The 15,964-nt window shown below is 75.6% G+C and carries 13 protein-coding genes; 9 read left to right on the top strand and 4 right to left on the bottom strand.

The features are described from left to right. Positions 1 to 2,139, top strand: coding sequence for a SpoIIE family protein phosphatase (locus ABZ716_RS05230; protein ID WP_358956655.1), 2,139 nt, complete (start codon positions 1 to 3; stop codon positions 2,137 to 2,139). A gap of 315 nt (positions 2,140 to 2,454) precedes the next feature. Beyond that, positions 2,455 to 3,861 carry an APC family permease gene (locus ABZ716_RS05225; protein WP_351883912.1) on the top strand — a complete coding sequence of 469 codons (1,407 nt, stop codon included), beginning with the start codon at positions 2,455 to 2,457 and terminating at the stop codon, positions 3,859 to 3,861. A 72-nt stretch (positions 3,862 to 3,933) separates the two neighbouring features. Here ABZ716_RS05225 and ABZ716_RS05220 read toward each other — a convergent pair whose 3' ends face one another. Both ABZ716_RS05220 and ABZ716_RS05215 read right to left on the bottom strand, forming a co-directional pair. Further along, positions 3,934 to 5,721 (bottom strand): glycoside hydrolase family 15 protein, encoded by a 1,788-nt coding sequence (locus tag ABZ716_RS05220; RefSeq protein ID WP_358956652.1) that lies wholly within the window; start codon positions 5,719 to 5,721, stop codon positions 3,934 to 3,936. Positions 5,722 to 5,809: 88 nt separating this feature from the next. After that, complete coding sequence (locus tag ABZ716_RS05215; protein WP_358956650.1) at positions 5,810 to 6,379, bottom strand: DoxX family membrane protein; 570 nt, start codon at positions 6,377 to 6,379, stop codon at positions 5,810 to 5,812. A 126-nt stretch (positions 6,380 to 6,505) separates the two neighbouring features. On the opposite strand from ABZ716_RS05215, the gene ABZ716_RS05210 reads away from it, so the two are divergent. The 4 genes from ABZ716_RS05210 to ABZ716_RS05195 all read left to right on the top strand — a co-directional run bounded on the left by ABZ716_RS05210 (position 6,506) and on the right by ABZ716_RS05195 (position 9,157). Further along, positions 6,506 to 6,970 (top strand): MarR family transcriptional regulator, encoded by a 465-nt coding sequence (locus ABZ716_RS05210; protein WP_351883909.1) that lies wholly within the window; start codon positions 6,506 to 6,508, stop codon positions 6,968 to 6,970. Positions 6,971 to 7,079: 109 nt separating this feature from the next. Then, the gene (dhaK, locus tag ABZ716_RS05205) at positions 7,080 to 8,087 is read left to right on the top strand and encodes a dihydroxyacetone kinase subunit DhaK (protein WP_358956648.1); all 1,008 of its coding nucleotides are present in this window, start codon (positions 7,080 to 7,082) and stop codon (positions 8,085 to 8,087) included. Between the two features lie 36 nt (positions 8,088 to 8,123). Further along, positions 8,124 to 8,762, top strand: coding sequence for a dihydroxyacetone kinase subunit DhaL (gene dhaL / locus ABZ716_RS05200; protein WP_358811734.1), 639 nt, complete (start codon positions 8,124 to 8,126; stop codon positions 8,760 to 8,762). Further along, positions 8,759 to 9,157, top strand: coding sequence for a PTS fructose transporter subunit IIA (locus ABZ716_RS05195; RefSeq protein WP_351883905.1), 399 nt, complete (start codon positions 8,759 to 8,761; stop codon positions 9,155 to 9,157). Before dhaL ends, ABZ716_RS05195 begins: the two co-directional genes overlap by 4 nt. A gap of 64 nt (positions 9,158 to 9,221) precedes the next feature. Here the strand turns inward: ABZ716_RS05195 and ABZ716_RS05190 are convergent, their stop codons facing one another. Then, positions 9,222 to 9,647 carry an RNA-binding S4 domain-containing protein gene (locus ABZ716_RS05190; RefSeq protein ID WP_358811613.1) on the bottom strand — a complete coding sequence of 142 codons (426 nt, stop codon included), beginning with the start codon at positions 9,645 to 9,647 and terminating at the stop codon, positions 9,222 to 9,224. Between the two features lie 133 nt (positions 9,648 to 9,780). Here ABZ716_RS05190 and ABZ716_RS05185 point away from each other — a divergent pair, with 133 nt between their 5' ends. The 3 genes from ABZ716_RS05185 (at position 9,781) to ABZ716_RS05175 (ending at position 13,243) form a co-directional block, all read left to right on the top strand. Beyond that, positions 9,781 to 10,176, top strand: a complete 396-nt coding sequence (locus ABZ716_RS05185; protein ID WP_042809951.1) for a helix-turn-helix transcriptional regulator — start codon at positions 9,781 to 9,783, stop codon at positions 10,174 to 10,176. A gap of 183 nt (positions 10,177 to 10,359) precedes the next feature. Continuing rightward, positions 10,360 to 11,175 carry a molybdate ABC transporter substrate-binding protein gene (gene modA / locus ABZ716_RS05180; protein ID WP_358956646.1) on the top strand — a complete coding sequence of 272 codons (816 nt, stop codon included), beginning with the start codon at positions 10,360 to 10,362 and terminating at the stop codon, positions 11,173 to 11,175. A 136-nt stretch (positions 11,176 to 11,311) separates the two neighbouring features. Then, a complete protein-coding gene (locus ABZ716_RS05175) occupies positions 11,312 to 13,243 on the top strand; it encodes an ABC transporter permease (protein ID WP_358956644.1) in 1,932 nt (643 codons plus the stop codon). On the opposite strand, the gene ABZ716_RS05170 is transcribed toward ABZ716_RS05175, so the two are convergent. Next, entirely contained in the window at positions 13,240 to 15,915 is a 2,676-nt protein-coding gene (locus ABZ716_RS05170) for a phosphodiester glycosidase family protein (RefSeq protein WP_358956641.1), read from the bottom strand. The two genes, ABZ716_RS05175 and ABZ716_RS05170, sit on opposite strands and share 4 nt — an antisense overlap. Positions 15,916 to 15,964 lie beyond the last annotated feature (49 nt).

Below are 15,964 nucleotides of genomic sequence, written 5' to 3'. Positions count from 1 at the left end.
GTGACGGCGACACCGGACCGCGGCGGCCCGGCGTCCGACGCCGCGGGCCGGGTGCTCGCGCGGGCGGCGGTGGATGCCGTACGGGCCGTCGGCGGCTCGGCGGGCGGGGTGTACCTGCGCTCGCGCACCGAGGGGCTGCTCAGGATGGCGGTGCTGACGGGCCTGCCGGGGGCGCTGTTCCGGCCCTGGTGGCGGATCCAGGTGAACCGCCCGTACCCGGTGGCGGAGGCGTTCCGCAGCGGCCAGGCCGTGCACCTGCCGGACGGGGAGGCGGCCGTGCTCCGCTTCCCGCAGCTGATGGCGGGGCTGCCCTTCCCGTTCGGGTCGCTGTACGAGCCGGTGCGCGCGGGGCCGGAGCGGTTCGGGGTGCTGCTGGTGGTGCGCCCGGCCACGCCGGGGGTCCCGGTCGGCGCGGGCGACCGCAGGCTGATGCGGGAGACCGCCGAGGGGCTGGCGCGGGAGCTGGCCGGGCTGGCGGAGGCGGGGGATCCGGTGTGCTGGGACGCGGACCCGCTGTGCGTGCCGTGGCCCCTGCCAGCGGGGGGCGCGGGGGAGGCCGTGGACCGGCTGGCGCAGGGGGTGCTGTCCGTGGACCGGCAGGGGGTCATCGGCTTCGCCAGCGCGGCCGCCGGCCGGCTGGCCGGGGTGCCCGCGGCGCAACTGGCGGGGCGCGGGCTGTGGGAGGCGCTGCCGTGGCTGGGGCACCCCGCGTACGAGGACCACGTCCGGAGGGCGTTCCTGTCCGGCGAGCCGGTGTGCTTCGAGGCCCGGCGTGGGCCGGACGCGGATCCGCCGGCCCTGTCGGTCTGCCTGTACCCGACGGCCTCGGGGGTGACGCTGACCCTGGAGGCGCCCGGCCTGCCCGTGTACCCGCCCGACCCGGAGGCGGCCCAGCCCGACACCGGAGCCGGCGCCGCAGCGCGGGCGGCGGGTGGGCGGGCTTCGGCGTTGTACCGGCCCGTGGCGCTGGCGATCGCGCTGACCGGGGCGATGACCGCCCGCCAGGTGTCGGCGGTGGTCACCGAGGAGCTGCTGCCCGCGTTCGGCGGCCGGCAGCTGGCGATCTACCTGCTGGACGAGCGCCACCTGTACCTCGCCTGGGAGACGGGTTTCCCCCGCGGGTTCCTCGACCGCTTCGACGGGGTCTCCCTGGACACGCGGCTGCCGGGGGTGGAGACGCTGACCTCGGGGCGGCCCCTGTTCTTCGAGTCCATGCAGCACCTGGCGTCGGCCTACCCGGGGATCCCGCTGGACGCCGATGTCGGCGCCCGCGCCTTCCTGCCGCTGATCGCCTCCGGCCGCCCGGTGGGCTCCTGCATCCTCGGCTTCGACACGCCCCGCGGCTTCAGCCCGGAGGAGCGTACGGTCCTCACCGCGCTGGCCGGCCTCATCGCGCAGGCCCTGGCCCGGGCGCGGCGCTACGACAGCGAGGCGGCGCTGGCCCGTGGGCTCCAGGCGGCGCTGCTGCCGCACCGGCTTCCGGTGACGGGACGGGTGGCCACGGTGGGCCGCTACCTGCCGGGTTCGGCGGGGATGGACGTCGGCGGCGACTGGTACGACGTCATCGAGACGGCCTCGGGCCGGCTGGCCCTGGTCATCGGGGACGTCCAGGGGCACGGGGTGGCGGCCGCCGCGACCATGGGCCAGCTGCGCAGCGCGGTACGGGCCTTCGCGCTCAGCGGGAACACCCCGGCGCAGGTGGTGCGGGGCACCAACCAGCTCCTGATCGACCTGGATCCGGGACAGTTCGCCAGCTGCTGCTACGTGCTGCTCGACCCGGCGTCCGGCCGCGCCCTCGCCGTCCGGGCCGGGCATCCGCAGCCGCTGCTGTGCCGGGCGGACGGCCGCGCCGAGGTGCTGGACCTGCCGGGCGGGGTGGTCCTCGGCGTCGACCCGGCGGCCGCCTATCCGGAATCGGAACTGTCGCTGGAACCGGGGGCGCTGCTGGCCCTGTACACCGACGGGCTGGTGGAGGTGCCGGGCCGGGACATCGACGAGGGCGTGGAGCGGCTGCGGGCCGCCCTGGCGGCCGCCTGTCCGGCCCCGTTGACGGAGATCGCCGACCGGCTGGTGGCCGGGGCGGAGGGGCAGGCCGACCGCCCGGACGACATCGCCCTGCTCCTGGCCTCCCGGTCCTGACGACTCAGGCCCCCGTCTCACGGTCCGGCCCCGGCGGCGTCCGCCGAGCAAAGCGGAAGAAAATTCGTGCCGATCTCCGTGCGGTTCCCGCACCCCTCGGCGCCCCGGTGTTTACGCGGCCTTAACGCTCGGAACGGCGTGTCGGGCTTGCACCGCACGATGGAATCCGTAGATGGACACCTATTGACCTGCGGATGTCGTCGAGCTTCCATAACGGCCCGGGAGCCACCAACGGAAGTGACCACCACCGCCTCGGAGGCGATACCGCTCCCGCACCCTCTTCTTCTCGCAACTGCCGATCGGAATCCCGCACCGATGACTGAAACGATCAGCGCTCCCCAGGCGCTCGCCCCCGCCACCGGGCCCACCCCGCAGAAGCTCAAGCGCTCCATCGGCGTCGTCGGCGGGACCCTGCTCACGCTGTCGTGCGTGACGCCCGCCTCGACCCTGTTCGTCGTCGTGCCCGATCTCTTCTCCAGCCTCGGTACCTGGACCGCGCTCACGATCGCGATCGGCTCGCTGCTCTGTATCGGCGTGGCGTTCTGCTACTCGGAGCTGGGCACCCTGATCCCCAGCGCGGGCGGCGAGTACGCCATGGTCTCCACCCTCGCGGGCCGGCTCGCGGGCTGGCTGGTGTTCGTCCTGTCCCTGCTCGTGGTGATGATCGTGCCCCCGGTGATCGCCATGGGCACGGCCGACTACCTCGCCCCGGTGGTCCACATCCCGGCCCCGGTGGCCGGCGGCGCGGTGATGCTGCTCGCGACCCTGGCCGGTCTGCTGGACCTGCGCGCCAACGCCTGGATCACCGGCATCTTCCTGGTCCTCGAGGTGATCGCGGCCGCGCTGGTGGCCGTGCTGGGCTTCGCCCACAGCGAGCGGGGCGCGGACGCCCTGGTGCACGGCACGGTGGCCGCCGAGGGCGGCGGCACCTCCACGGTGACGGCCATGATGGTGGTCTCCGGGCTGGCGATCGCGCTGTTCATCACCCAGGGCTTCTCGACGGCCGTCTACCTCTCGGAGGAGCTGGAGAAGCCGCGGCGCAACGTCCCGCGGACCGTGCTGGCCACGCTCGCCATCTCCACCGCCGTCATCCTGGTTCCCGTCATCGCGATCACCCTGGGCGCCCCGGACCTGGAGGCGCTGACCTCCGGTGACCTCGGCGCGATGGTGACCGCCTGGTCGAACTCGGCCGTCGGCACCTTCGTGAGCCTCTGCGTGGCCCTCGCGATCATCAACGCCGGCATCGTCATGGTGATCCAGAACTCCCGGGTGCTCTTCGCCTCCGCCCGCGACAAGGCGTGGCCCGAGCCCGTCAACCGCGGCCTGTCCCGGCTCGGCCGCTTCGGCTCCCCCTGGGTGGCCACCCTGCTGGTCGGTCTGCCGGGCGCGGCGATGTGCTTCGTCAACCTGGACACCCTGTACGGGGTGACGGGCGTGTCGGTGACCGGCATGTACCTGCTGGTCGCGGTGGCGACGCTGTTCAGCCGGCGCGGGGCGCACCGCGAGGCGGCCGCCTGGCGGATGCCGCTGTGGCCGGCCGTGCCGATCGCGCTGATCGCCGTCCTGGCCTACATCCTGACCCAGCAGGAGACCGTGTACCTGCTGTGGACCGGCGGCATCACCGCCGTCGCCACCCTGTACTGGGCGCTGTACCTGCGCCCGCGCAAGGACACCCGCTGGCTGGTCAGCATCCCGGAGGACGAGGAGCCGGCCGTGGCGTGAGCGCCCGCTGCGACGAAACAGACGGCCGGTGGGGCCGCCGCACACCGCGGCGGCCCCGCCGGCCATCGGTGCTCAGGGGGCCTCGCCGCCCAGGGTGAGGGCGGTGTTCACCAGGCCGATGTGGCTGAACGCCTGGGGGAAGTTGCCGAGTTGGCGTCCGAGGGCGGGGTCGTACTCCTCCGCGAGCAGGCCCACGTCGTTGCGGACGGCCAGCAGCCGTTCGAAGAGCTCGCGGGCCTCCTTGGGCCGGCCGGTCATGTGCAGGGCGTCCGCCAGCCAGAACGAGCAGGCCAGGAAGGCCCCTTCGTCCCCGGGCAGTCCGTCGACGGAGGGCCCTTCGGTGCTGTAGCGGCGGACCAGGCCGCTGCTGCCCAGCTCGTCGCGCACGGCGTCGACGGTGCCGATGACGCGCGGGTCGTCGGGCGGGAGGAAGCCGACGCGCGGGATGAGCAGGGTCGCCGCGTCCAGTTCGCGGGAGCCGTAGTACTGGGTGAAGGTGCCCCGCTCGGGGTCGTAGCCGTGCTCGCAGACGTCGCGGTGGACCTCGTCGCGCATGGTCCGCCAGCGTTCCACGTCGCCGGGCATGTGCGGGGCGGCCTCCAGGGTGCGTACGGCCCGGTCGGCCGCGACCCAGGCCATCACCTTGGAGTGGGTGAAGTGGCGGCGCGGGCCGCGCACTTCCCACAGGCCCTCGTCGGGGCGGCGCCAGTTGCGCTCCAGGAAGTCCAGCAGGGCGAGCTGGATCTTCCAGGCGTGCCGTTCGGAGGCCAGGCCGGTGGAGCGGGCCAGGAACAGGGAGTCGAGGACCTCTCCGTAGACGTCCAGCTGGAGCTGGTCGACGGCCGCGTTGCCGATGCGCACCGGTGCGGAGTCGGCGTACCCGCGCAGCCAGGGCAGTTCCATCTCGGGGATACGGCGTTCGCCCGCGATCCCGTACATGATCTGGAGGTCGGCCGGGTCGCCGGCGACGGCGCGCAGCAGCCAGCCCCGCCAGGCGCGGGCCTCGTCGACGAAGCCGGTGGCCAGGAGGGCGCCGAGGGTCAGGGTGGCGTCGCGCAGCCAGCAGAAGCGGTAGTCCCAGTTGCGGACGCCTCCGAGGTCCTCGGGCAGCGAGGTGGTGGCCGCGGCGGCGATCCCGCCGGTGGGGGCGTAGGTCAGGGCCTTGAGGGTGATCAGGGAGCGGGTGACGGCCTCCTCGTAGGGGCCCTTGTAGCGGCACTTCCCGGCCCACTCCCGCCAGTCGGCGAGGCTGTGTTCCAGGGCCTCGTACGGGTCGACGCGCTCAGGGCGCCGTTCGTGCGAGGGGTGCCAGGTCAAAACGAAGGCGACCTTCTCGCCGGAACCGACGGTGAACTCGGAGCGGGTGCTGTGGTCCTCGCCCCAGGTGCGGACGGAGGGCTCGCTGCGGAACCAGACCGAGTCAGGTCCGGCGACGGCGACCCGGTCCCCCTCGCTGCGGCGGACCCAGGGGATGACATTGCCGTAGTCGAAGCGCAGGCGCAGGGTGCTGCGGACGGTGACCTGTCCGGAGATCCCCTCGACGACGCGCATCACGTCGGGGGCGACATCGCGCTGGGGCATGAAGTCGGTGACCTTGACGGTGCCCTCGTCGGTCTCCCAGAGCGATTCCAGGACGAGTGAACCGTCGGCGTACGCCCGCCGCGTGCACGGCTCGCCGTCGGCGGCGCCGGCCGGGGCGATCCTCCAGTGGCCGTTGTCCTTGTCCCCGAGGAGGGCGGCGAAGCAGGCGGCGGAGTCGAAGCGGGGCAGGCACAGCCAGTCGATGGACCCGTCGCGGCCGACCAGTGCGCAGGTCATGAGGTCGCCGATGAGTGCGTAGTCTTCGATGGGTTGTGTCATTCCTCCGCTGTTCCCCTGATTTTGCCGGGCCAATCAGGGGACGCGCCGATCCGCCCGCCCCCCGCTGACGGGGGGGCGGGCCGGGTCGTCAGCCGCGTACGAGGAGGGTGAGGCCGGCGAGGACCACGCCGAGGGCGAGGGCCGCCGCGCCGAGCGACGGGCGGGCGGTGCGCAGCGCCGGGAGCGGCAGGACGCGGTCCAGGGCGTGGCGGCCGGGGCCGGTGAGGGTGAGGGCCGCGGCGGCCGCAGCGAGGAGGAGTTCGTACTCCATGCCCTTGGGGGCGAAGAAGGCCCCGGTGCCGTGGACGGCGAGGGCGTTGATCATCGTGCCGGTGACGGCGGCCCCGGCGAGCGGGGCGAGCAGGCCGGCGGCCAGGCCCAGGCCGCCCAGGGTCTCGCTGAGTCCGGCGAGGGCGGCCATGGCGTCGCCCGCCGGGTAGCCGACGGAGCTGAAGAACCGGCCGGTGCCGCTGATCCCGCCGCCGCCGAACCAGCCGAAGAGCTTCTGGGTGCCGTGGGCGGCCACGGTCAGGCCGAGGACGAGGCGCAGGAGCAGCAGGCCCGCGTCGAGGCCGGAGGCGGAGGGCGCGGTGGGGGTGGCGGGGGCGGCCGGGGCCGTGGCCGGGGCCTTCGTCGCGGTGGCGGAGGCGCTGGTCATGGGGGAGTTCCTTCCGGTGGGGGCGGCCCGAGGAGTCGTTCGTCGAGCAGGTTGTTCAGATTCGAACCACCGACGCCGAGACTAGACCAGTGATTCAAATTCGAACAACTCGTGTATCCTGGCGGCATGGACGGAACGCGATGGCTGGACGAGCGCGAGATGCGGGCCTGGAGGGGCTTCCTGGCCGCTTCCGCCCTGGTGAACCGGCATCTCGACCAGCAGCTCAAGGACGACTCCGGACTCTCCCACCCCCAGTACGAGATCCTCGTCCGGCTCGCCGACGCACCCGGCGGCGAGCTGCGCATGACGGAACTCGCCAACGGGTTGATCAACTCCAAGAGCGGGCTGACCTACCAGGTCACCCAGCTGGAGAAGGCCGGCCTGGTCCGGCGCCGCAGCTGCCCCTCCGACGTGCGCGGGATCTTCGCCGTCCTCACCGAGGCCGGCCGCGCCCGGCTGGAGGCGGCGGCGCCCGGGCACGTCACGGCCGTCCGGGCGGCCCTCGTGGACGTCCTCACCCCCGAGCAGCTCGACGCGCTGGCCGACGGCCTCGGCGAGGTCAGCCGCCGGCTGCGGGAGCAGGGCGGCTGACCTGCCGTCCCTCTCGGCCGTTCCTCCCCTGATCCGGCGGCCCGCCGTGGTTGACTTCGAAGCCCCGGCCGCATCGGGGCCGGACGGCCGCGCCACCTGGGAGGCAGTTTTGAGGATGCTCATCAACTCCGCGGACACCGTAGTCGCCGACGCGCTGCGCGGGATGGCGGCCGCACATCCCGGCCTCGACGTGGACGTGGAACGGCGGGTGGTGCTGCGGCGCGACGCGAAGACCGGCGGCCGGGTCGGCCTGGTCTCCGGCGGCGGTTCCGGGCACGAGCCGCTGCACGGCGGGTTCGTGGGGTACGGGATGCTCTCGGCCGCCTGTCCGGGAGAGGTGTTCACCAGTCCCGTTCCCGAGCAGATGCTGCACGCCGCGAGCAGCGTGGACTCCGGGCAGGGCGTCCTGTTCGTCGTCAAGAACTACACCGGTGACGTGCTCAACTTCCAGATGGCCGCCGAGCTCGCCGAGGAGGACGGGCTGCGCGTGGAACGGGTGCTCGTCAACGACGACGTCGCCGTCACGGACAGCCTGTACACGGCGGGGCGGCGCGGTACGGGCGCCACCCTGTTCGTGGAGAAGATCGCCGGAGCCGCCGCCGAGGAGGGGGCGCCGCTGGAGCGGGTCGCGGCCCTCGCCCGGCAGGTCAACGACAGCTCGCGCAGCTTCGGCGTCGCGCTCAGCGCCTGCACCACCCCCGCCAAGGGCAGCCCCACCTTCGAACTCCCCGACGGGGAACTGGAACTCGGGATCGGCATCCACGGCGAGCCGGGCCGGGAGCGGCGGCCCATGATGAGCGCGCGGGAGATCGCCGAGGTCGCGGTGGGCGCCGTGCTGGACGGCCTCGCGGAGACCGGCGGCCCCGCGGACAGGCCCGTCCTCGCCCTGGTCAACGGAATGGGCGCGACTCCGCTGCTGGAGCTGTACGGGTTCCACGCCGAGGTGGCCCGGGTACTGGAGGCGCGCGGCGTCCCGGTGGCCCGCGCCCTGGTCGGCAACTACGTCACCTCCCTGGACATGGCGGGCTGTTCGGTGACCCTGTGCCGGGCCGACGAGGAACTGCTGCGGCTCTGGGACGCCCCCGTGCAGACCCCGGCGCTGCGCTGGGGCCGTTGAGGAGGCGGGGCGGAAGTGACGGACGAAGGGATGCACGTGCGTGACGCGGAGTTCTTCCGACGCTGGCTGGAGGCCGCCACGGCGGCGGTGGAACGGGAGGCGGACCGGCTGACCGAGCTCGACTCCCCCATCGGCGACGCCGACCACGGCACCAACCTCCTGCGCGGCTTCACGGCCGTCCGCGCCGCACTCGCCGCGGCGGACCCCTCGACGCCGCCCGGCACGCTCCTCCAGCTCGCGGGCCGCACCCTGATCTCCACGGTCGGCGGCGCGTCGGGCCCCTTGTACGGGACGCTGCTGCGCCGTACGGGCAAGGAGCTCGGAGATGCCGCCGAGGTCTCGGACGCCGCGCTGCACCAGGCGCTGGAGGCCGGGGTGAACGCGGTGGGCCAGCTGGGCGGGGCCGCTCCGGGCGACAAGACGATGCTGGACGCCCTGGTCCCCGCGGTGGCGGCCCTGGGCACCTCCTACGCGGCGGCCGGGGAGGCGGCACAGGCCGGGGCCCTGGCGACGGTGCCGATACTGGCCCGCAAGGGCAGGGCCAGCTACCTCGGCGAACGCAGCGTCGGCCACCAGGACCCGGGCGCCACCTCCTCGGCCCTCCTCCTGGCCGCCCTCGCACAGACGGCGGGCGCGGCCGACGGCACGGGCACGGCGGAAGGGGCGGGCGCATGATCCCGGTGGGAATCGTCCTGGTCTCGCACAGCGCCCAGGTCGCGGAGTCGGTGGCGGAGCTGGCCCGGGGCCTGGCGGCCGGCGGAGCGGTCGTACCGGTGGCCCCGGCGGGCGGCGGCCCGGACGGCGGTCTCGGCACGAGCGCGGACCTGGTCCTCGCGGCGGCGGAGTCGGTGGACCGGGGGGCCGGGATCGCCCTGCTGGCGGACCTGGGCAGCTCCGTCCTGACCGTCAAGGCCCTCCTGGAGGACGGCGAACTCCCCGCCGACTCCCGCCTCCTGGACGCCCCCTTCCTGGAGGGCGCGGTGGCGGCGGTGGTGTCCGCCTCGACGGGCGCGTCCCTGGAGGCGGTGGCGGCCGCCGCCGCGGAGGCGTACGACTACCGCAAGCGCTGACGGGCTCCGGGGGCGGGGCCGCCCGGCGGCGGCCCCGTCCCACCGGGCCTGAGGCAGCGTGACGTCACCGCCCGCGCAGGCTGTCGAACTCCCGCCGCTCCCGCTTGGTGGGCCGCCCGGCCCCGCGCTCGCGGAGGCCGACGGCGGCGGCCTCCACCTTGGTGGGTGCCGGCGGGCTGTTGTCGATGTAGCACTCCGCCGCCACCGGCGGCCCGACCCGCTTCGTCACGGGCCTGCGCACCACCACCACACGCTCGCGCCCCGCGTGGAACAGCCGTACCTCGTCCCCCGCGCGCACCTGCTGCGCCGGTTTCGCCCGGTCCCCGTTGACCTTGACGTGCCCCGCACGGCAGGCGGTCGCGGCGACGGACCGGGTCTTGGTGAGCCGGACCGCCCAGATCCAGGCGTCCACCCGTGCGGTGCCCGCCTCCACCGGACCCGGACCGGACGCTCCGCCCGCGGGGTGGGTCTCAGCCTTCGTATCAGCCATGGGCCGAGCCTACCGATCCCCGGCCCCGGAGGCGGAACGCTTTTGGCGGATACCACAACATGCGTTGCATCTGCCATAGAGAACGCGCCAAACGAATTGCACATGCCGCCTTCCTGCCCCTACCGTGACGCGCATGCAGTCCTACACGATCGGACAGGCGGCGCGTCTTCTGGGCGTCAGCCCCGACACCGCACGCCGCTGGGCCGACGCCGGCCGGGTCGCGACCCATCGCGACGAGGCGGGGCGCCGCCTGATCAACGGCCGTGACCTGGCGGCCTTCTCCGTCGAGGTGGGGCAGGGCGCCCACACCGAGGACGGGGAGCCGTACACCTCGGCGCGCAACGCCTTCCCCGGCATCGTCACGGCCGTCACCCTCGGCGACGTGGCCGCCCAGGTCGAGATCCAGGCGGGACCGCACCGGCTGGTCTCCCTGCTGACCCGGGAGGCCGTCGAGGAACTCGGGCTGGAGGTCGGCATGCAGGCCACCGCCCGCGTGAAGTCGACCAGCGTGCACATCGACCGCACCTGACCACCCGGCCCCGCGCGGCACCTGCGCCACCCCCGTCCACCCGGCGCCACCGCTCACCCCGGCGCCGCCGGACGGGGCGCGCACCCACCGCCCGTCCCCGCCCGCTCCGCCCGTCACGGCGCGGGTCACACCGAGCGGCCCGGCACCCCGCCGGCCGCCGACCCGACCGAGGAGCCCCCTGTCATGCACGCCCTGCTGAACGGCCGCCGCGCGGCCGCCGCCGCGCTGACCGCCGCCCTGCTCGTCCCGCTCTCCGCATGCGGCGGCAACGGTGCCGACGACGCCAAGAAGGACGACGCGGCCGCCTCGGCCCCGGCCTCCGCCGCGGCGAAGGCCGCGAACCTCACGGTGCTCGCCGCCTCCTCGCTGACCGACGTCTTCAAGACGGCGGGCGCGGCCTACGAGAAGTCCCACCCGGGCACCAAGGTGACCTTCTCCTTCGCCGGCTCGCAGGAGCTCGCCGCCCAGGTCAAGCAGGGCTCGCCGGCCGACGCGCTGGTCACCGCCGACACCAAGACGATGGACGGCCTCAGGGCCGACACCGGCGACGCGACCGTCATCGCGAAGAACCGCCTGGTCATCGCCGCCGGCAAGGGCAACCCGTTCAAGATCGACGAGCTCAAGGACCTGGCGGACTCCAAGATCAAGGTCGTTCTCGCGGCGCCCGAGGTCCCCGTCGGCCGCTACGGCAAGCAGATCCTCGACGCCCAGAAGATCGAGGTGAAGCCGGTCTCCCAGGAGCCCAACGTCCGCGCCGTCCTGAGCAAGGTCGAGCTGGGCGAGGCCGACGCCGGGCTCGTCTACAAGACCGACTCCGCCAAGTCCGGCGACAAGGTCGTCACCGTCGACATCCCGGACGACCAGAACGCCGTCGCCTCCTACCCGGCCGCCACGCTCAAGCAGTCCAAGAACGCCGAGGCCGCGGCCGCGTTCGTGGCCTGGCTGAGCACGCCGGAGGCGCAGAAGATCCTCCAGGACGCCGGTTTCCAGAAGCCGTGACCCCAGGCCCGAAGGGGGCTGCCCGGTCCGGGGGGACGGGCAGCCCCCTTCGCCATGTCCGCCTTCGCCGTGCCCGGGACGCCGGCGCGCCGCCGTAGGCTCCGTACGCGCCCCTCCGACTTCAGCCAGGAACGCCATGAGCAGACTCCGCACCCGCACCCGGCCCCCCGTGACGCTGGCGCTCCCCGCGCTGCTCGCCGTCGCGTTCCTGCTGCTGCCCCTGGTCGGCATCCTCGCCCGCACCCAGTGGGGAGAGCTCGGCGCGCACCTCACCAGCCCCGGTGTGGTCGAGGCCCTGCGGCTCTCGCTGCTGGTCTCCGCCTGGGCGCTCGGCCTCTCGCTGCTGCTCGGGGTGCCGCTCGCCTGGCTGCTGGCCCGGGTCGAGTTCAGGGGCAAGGCCCTCGTCCGCTCGCTGGTGCTGCTGCCGATGGTGCTGCCGCCCACCGTCGGAGGTGTGGCCCTGCTGCTGGGCTTCGGGCGGCGCGGGCTGCTCGGACCCTGGCTGGAGAGCGCCTTCGGGGTCACCCTGCCCTTCCACACCTCCGGCGCCGTCGTCGCGGCCACGTTCGTCGCCATGCCCTTCCTGGTGATCAGCCTGGAGGGGGCCCTCGGCGGGCTGAAGCAGAGCTACGAGGAGACCGCCGCCTCCCTCGGCGCCCCGCCGGTGAGGGTGTTCTTCACCGTGACCCTGCCCATGGTGGCCCCCGGGCTGATCGCGGGCGCGGCCCTCACCTGGGCCCGGGCGCTGGGCGAGTTCGGCGCGACCATCACCTTCGCCGGGAACCTGCCCGGCACCACCCAGACGCTGCCGCTCCAGGTCTACCTGCTGCTCCAGGACCGGCCCGAGGCGGCCACCTCCGTGTCGCTGCTGCTGCTGGCCATCGCCATGGGCGTCCTCATCGCCCTGCGCGGCCGCTGGACCGGCGCCCCGGCCGCCCGCGAGCCGGCCCTCCCGGTGTCCGCCGACGAGCCCCCGGCCACCCCGGACGGCGTCCCGCACAAGGACGTGGCGCCGGCCGGCCCCGACGGCGGGCGCTGGCCCCTGCACGCCGAGGTCACCGGCTACAACCAGCTCACCCTCGACGCCGCACCGGGCACCACCATCGCCGTGGTCGGGGAGAACGGCGCGGGCAAGACCACCCTGCTGCGCGCCCTGCTCGGCCTGACCCCGCGGGCCCACGCCGAGCTGCGGCTCGGCGACACCGACGTCACCGCCCTGCCCCCGCACCGCCGCCAGGTGGCCTGGGTCCCGCAGGACGGGGCGCTGTTCCCGCACCTGAGCGCTCTGGCCAACACCGCGTACGGGCTGCGCGCCCGCGGGGTGCCGCGCGCCGCGGCCCGGCGGGAGGCGCAGGAGTGGCTGGACCGGCTCGGCGTCGGCCACCTCGCCCAGCGCAGGCCCGCCCAACTGTCCGGCGGGCAGGCACAACGGGTGGCGCTGGCCCGGGCGCTGGCCGCCCGGCCCCGGCTGCTGCTGCTCGACGAGCCCCTCGCCGCCCTCGACCAGACCACCCGGGCCCGTGTGCGGCACACCCTGCGCACGCATCTGGGGGGCTTCGGCGGGGTATGCCTGCTCGTCACGCACGACCCCGTCGAGGCGGTGTCGCTGGCCGACCGGGTGCTGGTACTGGCCGACGGCCGGACCCTCCAGGACGCGCCGCCCGCCGAGGTCACCCGGCATCCGCGCTCCCCGTGGGTGGCCCGGATGCTGGGCCGCAACGCCTGGGCGGGTACCGCCTCCGCCGACGGGCTGGTCCTGGCGGGCGGCGGGCGGCTGGTGGTGGCCGAGGCGCTGCCGGAGGGGGCGCAGGCCCTGGCGATCATCGCCCCGGAGGCGGTGTCCGTGCACCGGGAGCGGCCCGGCGGCAGCCCCCGTAACGTCTGGCCCGGAACCGTCCGGGAGGTCACCTCGGTCGGCAGCAGGCTGCGCGTACTCGTCGGTTCGGCGCAGGCCCCCGACCTGGTCGCGGAGATCACCCCGGAGGCGGCGGCCGAACTGGGCGTGGCCGACGGGGCGGCGGTGTGGACGAGCGTGAAGGCCACCGAGGTCACCCTCGTACGGCTCTAGGCTCCGCTCCCGGACGGTGCCACCGACAGCCAGTCGCGGCCTGGTGGGGCGAAGGCGTCGGCGCCGAACAGGGTGGGCCCGGTGCGGGGCGCGGCGACGGTGAGGACGCCCTCGGTGCGGCCGGCGGTGAAGCGGGGGGCGCCGACGGTGATGACCGCCGCGTTCTTCCCGGTGGTGCGGCGGAACTCCGCGAGGCGCAGCGCCAGCAGGGCGGTCTCCTTGCGGTCCAGGGTGTCCGGTGCGTAGGGCAGGACGACGGCCAGCGCGGCCGTCCCCGGTTCCCGGGCTGCGGTGTCCAGGGCCTGGCGCAGGGCCCGCATCCGGGCCAGTCCGGCGCCCCCGTCGAGGGTGCGGCGGGCGGTGTCGAGCGGGACGAAGCGCACCCCGCGGTGCACGAAGGGCGCCCGCTCGGCGCCGGTCAGCACCAGCTCGGCGCCCCGGGGCGGGGCTCCTGCGGTGGCGAACCGCCAGGGCCGGGCCGCGGCCTGGGCGGGGGTGGCCACCATCGGGTCGGGCCGGGCGGTGCTGCGGGCGGCGGGGCCGGTGGGCGGGGTCGTGGCCGTCAGGGTGTCCAGCAGCAGCCGGCCCGCACGGGCGCCGGGGATCGCCGAGAGCCGGGTGACGCGCAGGGGCTGCTCGGCGGTGGCGGGGAGCGGCAGCCGGACCTCCCGCCAGCCGGTCCAGTCGGCGGCGGGCCCGCGCAGGGTCACCGCCGCGCCGTCGGCCCCGGCCAGCTCCACCACGGCCCGGGCCCCCGAGCCGTCGCCGCCGACCCACAGGGACAGGGCGCGGGTCAGCTCCGGTACGGGCAGCGGCCGGGGCGGGGTGGCGGCGGCTCCGGCGCGCGCTGCGAGGGCGAGCCCCGGGCCGGGGTGGCCCTCGGCGGGGGCGGCGCCCGTTCCGGTCCAGGCGGCGGCGTCCTCGAAGCCGGTCAGGGGCGCGGCCACCGAGCCGACGCCGAGGGCCAGTCGTGTGGTGGCGCCGGTGGCCTTGACGGTGGCGGTCAGCCTCCCGGCGGCCTGGGGGACGAGCGCGGTGACGGTGAGGCCGCCGCGGCCGTCGTCGGTGACCCGCCAGCGGGTGCGGTCGTACTCCAGGGCCAGGTCCCGGGGTTCGACGGGTGCGGCCGCGCCCTGGGCGTCGTAGCCGTGCACGGTGAAGGTGGCGCTCTCCCCGGGCGCGGCGAGCCCGATCCGGTCGGGCACGGCCCGCAGGCCGGTGAGCGGCCCGAGCACGTCGAGCCGTACGGCCCCCTCGGGCGGCCCGGCCGAGGGGGCCGCCGCGACGCGGACCACGGCGGGGCCCGGGCGGGCGGCACGGTAGACGCCGTCGGGGCCGATGCGGCCCCGGTCGGCGCTCCAGTGCGGGGTCGCGGCGGCCGGGGCGAAGGCGGTGTCGTAGGCGGTGGCCGTGAGGGTGCGGGTCAGGCCGGGGAAGACCCGGCCGGCGCCGCCGAGGGGCTCGACGCGGAACCCGGCGAGCGGGCCCGGCACGGCCGGGGCGGTCAGCACCAGGCCGTTGGCCACCGGGCGCGGCGTTCCGTCGGACGGGGAGTTCTCCAGGGTGAGGGCGGCCGCGCCGGGGTGGGCGGCGAGCAGGGTGGTGGAGCCGCCGCCGTCGAGGTTGAGGGCCTCGTACGCGCCGAGCCGGTGCATGAGCGCCCCGAGCCCGGTGAGGGTCAGGCCGCCGCTGTCGCGCTGGCGGCCGTCGACGGCGACCAGGCTGAGGCGGTGGCCGTCCCGCGAGAGGCCCACGGCGGTGCGCGGGGCGGCGGCGTCGTTGGCCTCGCCGTCGTGGCGCAGCGGGGTCCCGCCGGCGACCAGGGTTCCGCGTCCGCCGAGCGCCGTGACGGGGGCGGGCCCCGACGCGGGCAGCGCCCGGGCGGTGACGGCCACCGCGTCCCCCGGCCGCAGGGCGGCGAGGGCGGCCGCCTGGGCGGTGCCCCGGGCGGTCAGCAGGGTGGTGCCGGGGGCCGGCCGGGCCGTCGGTGCGGGGCCGGCGGAGGTCACCCTCCCGTCGCGGAGCTCCACCGCCGGACCGGGCCCCAGGGCAGGGAGCCGCGTGCCGCCCCAGTCGGCGGTGTAGGCGGCGAAGCCTCCGGCGGGCGGCTTGGCGGCGTTGTAGCCGGCCAGGGGGTACGTCCGGCCGCCGGGCAGGGTCACCGCCGCGTCGAGGCCGAGGCGCAGCAGGCGGCCGGCCCCGTCCGGGCCGAAGCAGACGGCCGCGCCGCCGCCGGGCCCGCGCGAGGCCGAGTGCAGCAGCCGGCCGGAGCTCACTCCGGGACCGAGAGGGGCTCCGGTGCCCCGGATGTCGAAGAAGTCGCCGTTCACGGCGGCGACCACGCGCCGCCCGGGCCCGGGACGGTACCGGGCAGCGGCTTCGGCGAGGGTGACCGGGCCGGCGCCGCCGCCGGTGCCCAGGTACTCGGCCCGTACGCCGCTTCGCGGGCCGAGGTCGGCCACCAGCTCGTCGATCCGCAGCCAGCGGTCGGCCTCCAGCCGGTCGTACGACTCCAGCCGGACCCCGGGCGCCAGTTGCCGGCCGGTCCGGGCGGTCTCGATCCCGTCCCCGGAGCCGGGAGCGGGGTCGCCGGGCGCGGTCGCGGCGTACGCGGGGGCGGGACCCAGGAGGACGGCGCCCAACAGGGCGGCCAGCAGCGGCCGGAGGCTCATCACCCCGGCAGGATCGCCGTACTGTACGACCATCAGACCCGGGGCGCAC

Origin of the sequence: Streptomyces sp. NPDC006687, from assembly GCF_040636215.1 — a bacterium.
GTDB lineage: Bacteria > Actinomycetota > Actinomycetes > Streptomycetales > Streptomycetaceae > Streptomyces.
Note: the sequence above shows the minus strand (reverse complement) of the source record. Positions and strands in the feature narration are given on the sequence as shown.

Excerpts from the sequence above, each read along its gene's own strand:
- ABZ716_RS05210 (WP_351883909.1), top strand. The coding sequence starts at position 6,506 with ATGGACGGAACGCGATGGCTGGACGAGCGCGAGATGCGGGCCTGGAGG.
- ABZ716_RS05215 (WP_358956650.1), bottom strand. The coding sequence starts at position 6,379 with ATGACCAGCGCCTCCGCCACCGCGACGAAGGCCCCGGCCACGGCCCCG.
- ABZ716_RS05220 (WP_358956652.1), bottom strand. The coding sequence starts at position 5,721 with ATGACACAACCCATCGAAGACTACGCACTCATCGGCGACCTCATGACC.
- ABZ716_RS05185 (WP_042809951.1), top strand. The coding sequence starts at position 9,781 with ATGCAGTCCTACACGATCGGACAGGCGGCGCGTCTTCTGGGCGTCAGC.
- ABZ716_RS05175 (WP_358956644.1), top strand. The coding sequence starts at position 11,312 with ATGAGCAGACTCCGCACCCGCACCCGGCCCCCCGTGACGCTGGCGCTC.
- modA (WP_358956646.1), top strand. The coding sequence starts at position 10,360 with ATGCACGCCCTGCTGAACGGCCGCCGCGCGGCCGCCGCCGCGCTGACC.
- ABZ716_RS05170 (WP_358956641.1), bottom strand. The coding sequence starts at position 15,915 with ATGAGCCTCCGGCCGCTGCTGGCCGCCCTGTTGGGCGCCGTCCTCCTG.
- ABZ716_RS05225 (WP_351883912.1), top strand. The coding sequence starts at position 2,455 with ATGACTGAAACGATCAGCGCTCCCCAGGCGCTCGCCCCCGCCACCGGG.
- ABZ716_RS05190 (WP_358811613.1), bottom strand. The coding sequence starts at position 9,647 with ATGGCTGATACGAAGGCTGAGACCCACCCCGCGGGCGGAGCGTCCGGT.
- ABZ716_RS05195 (WP_351883905.1), top strand. The coding sequence starts at position 8,759 with ATGATCCCGGTGGGAATCGTCCTGGTCTCGCACAGCGCCCAGGTCGCG.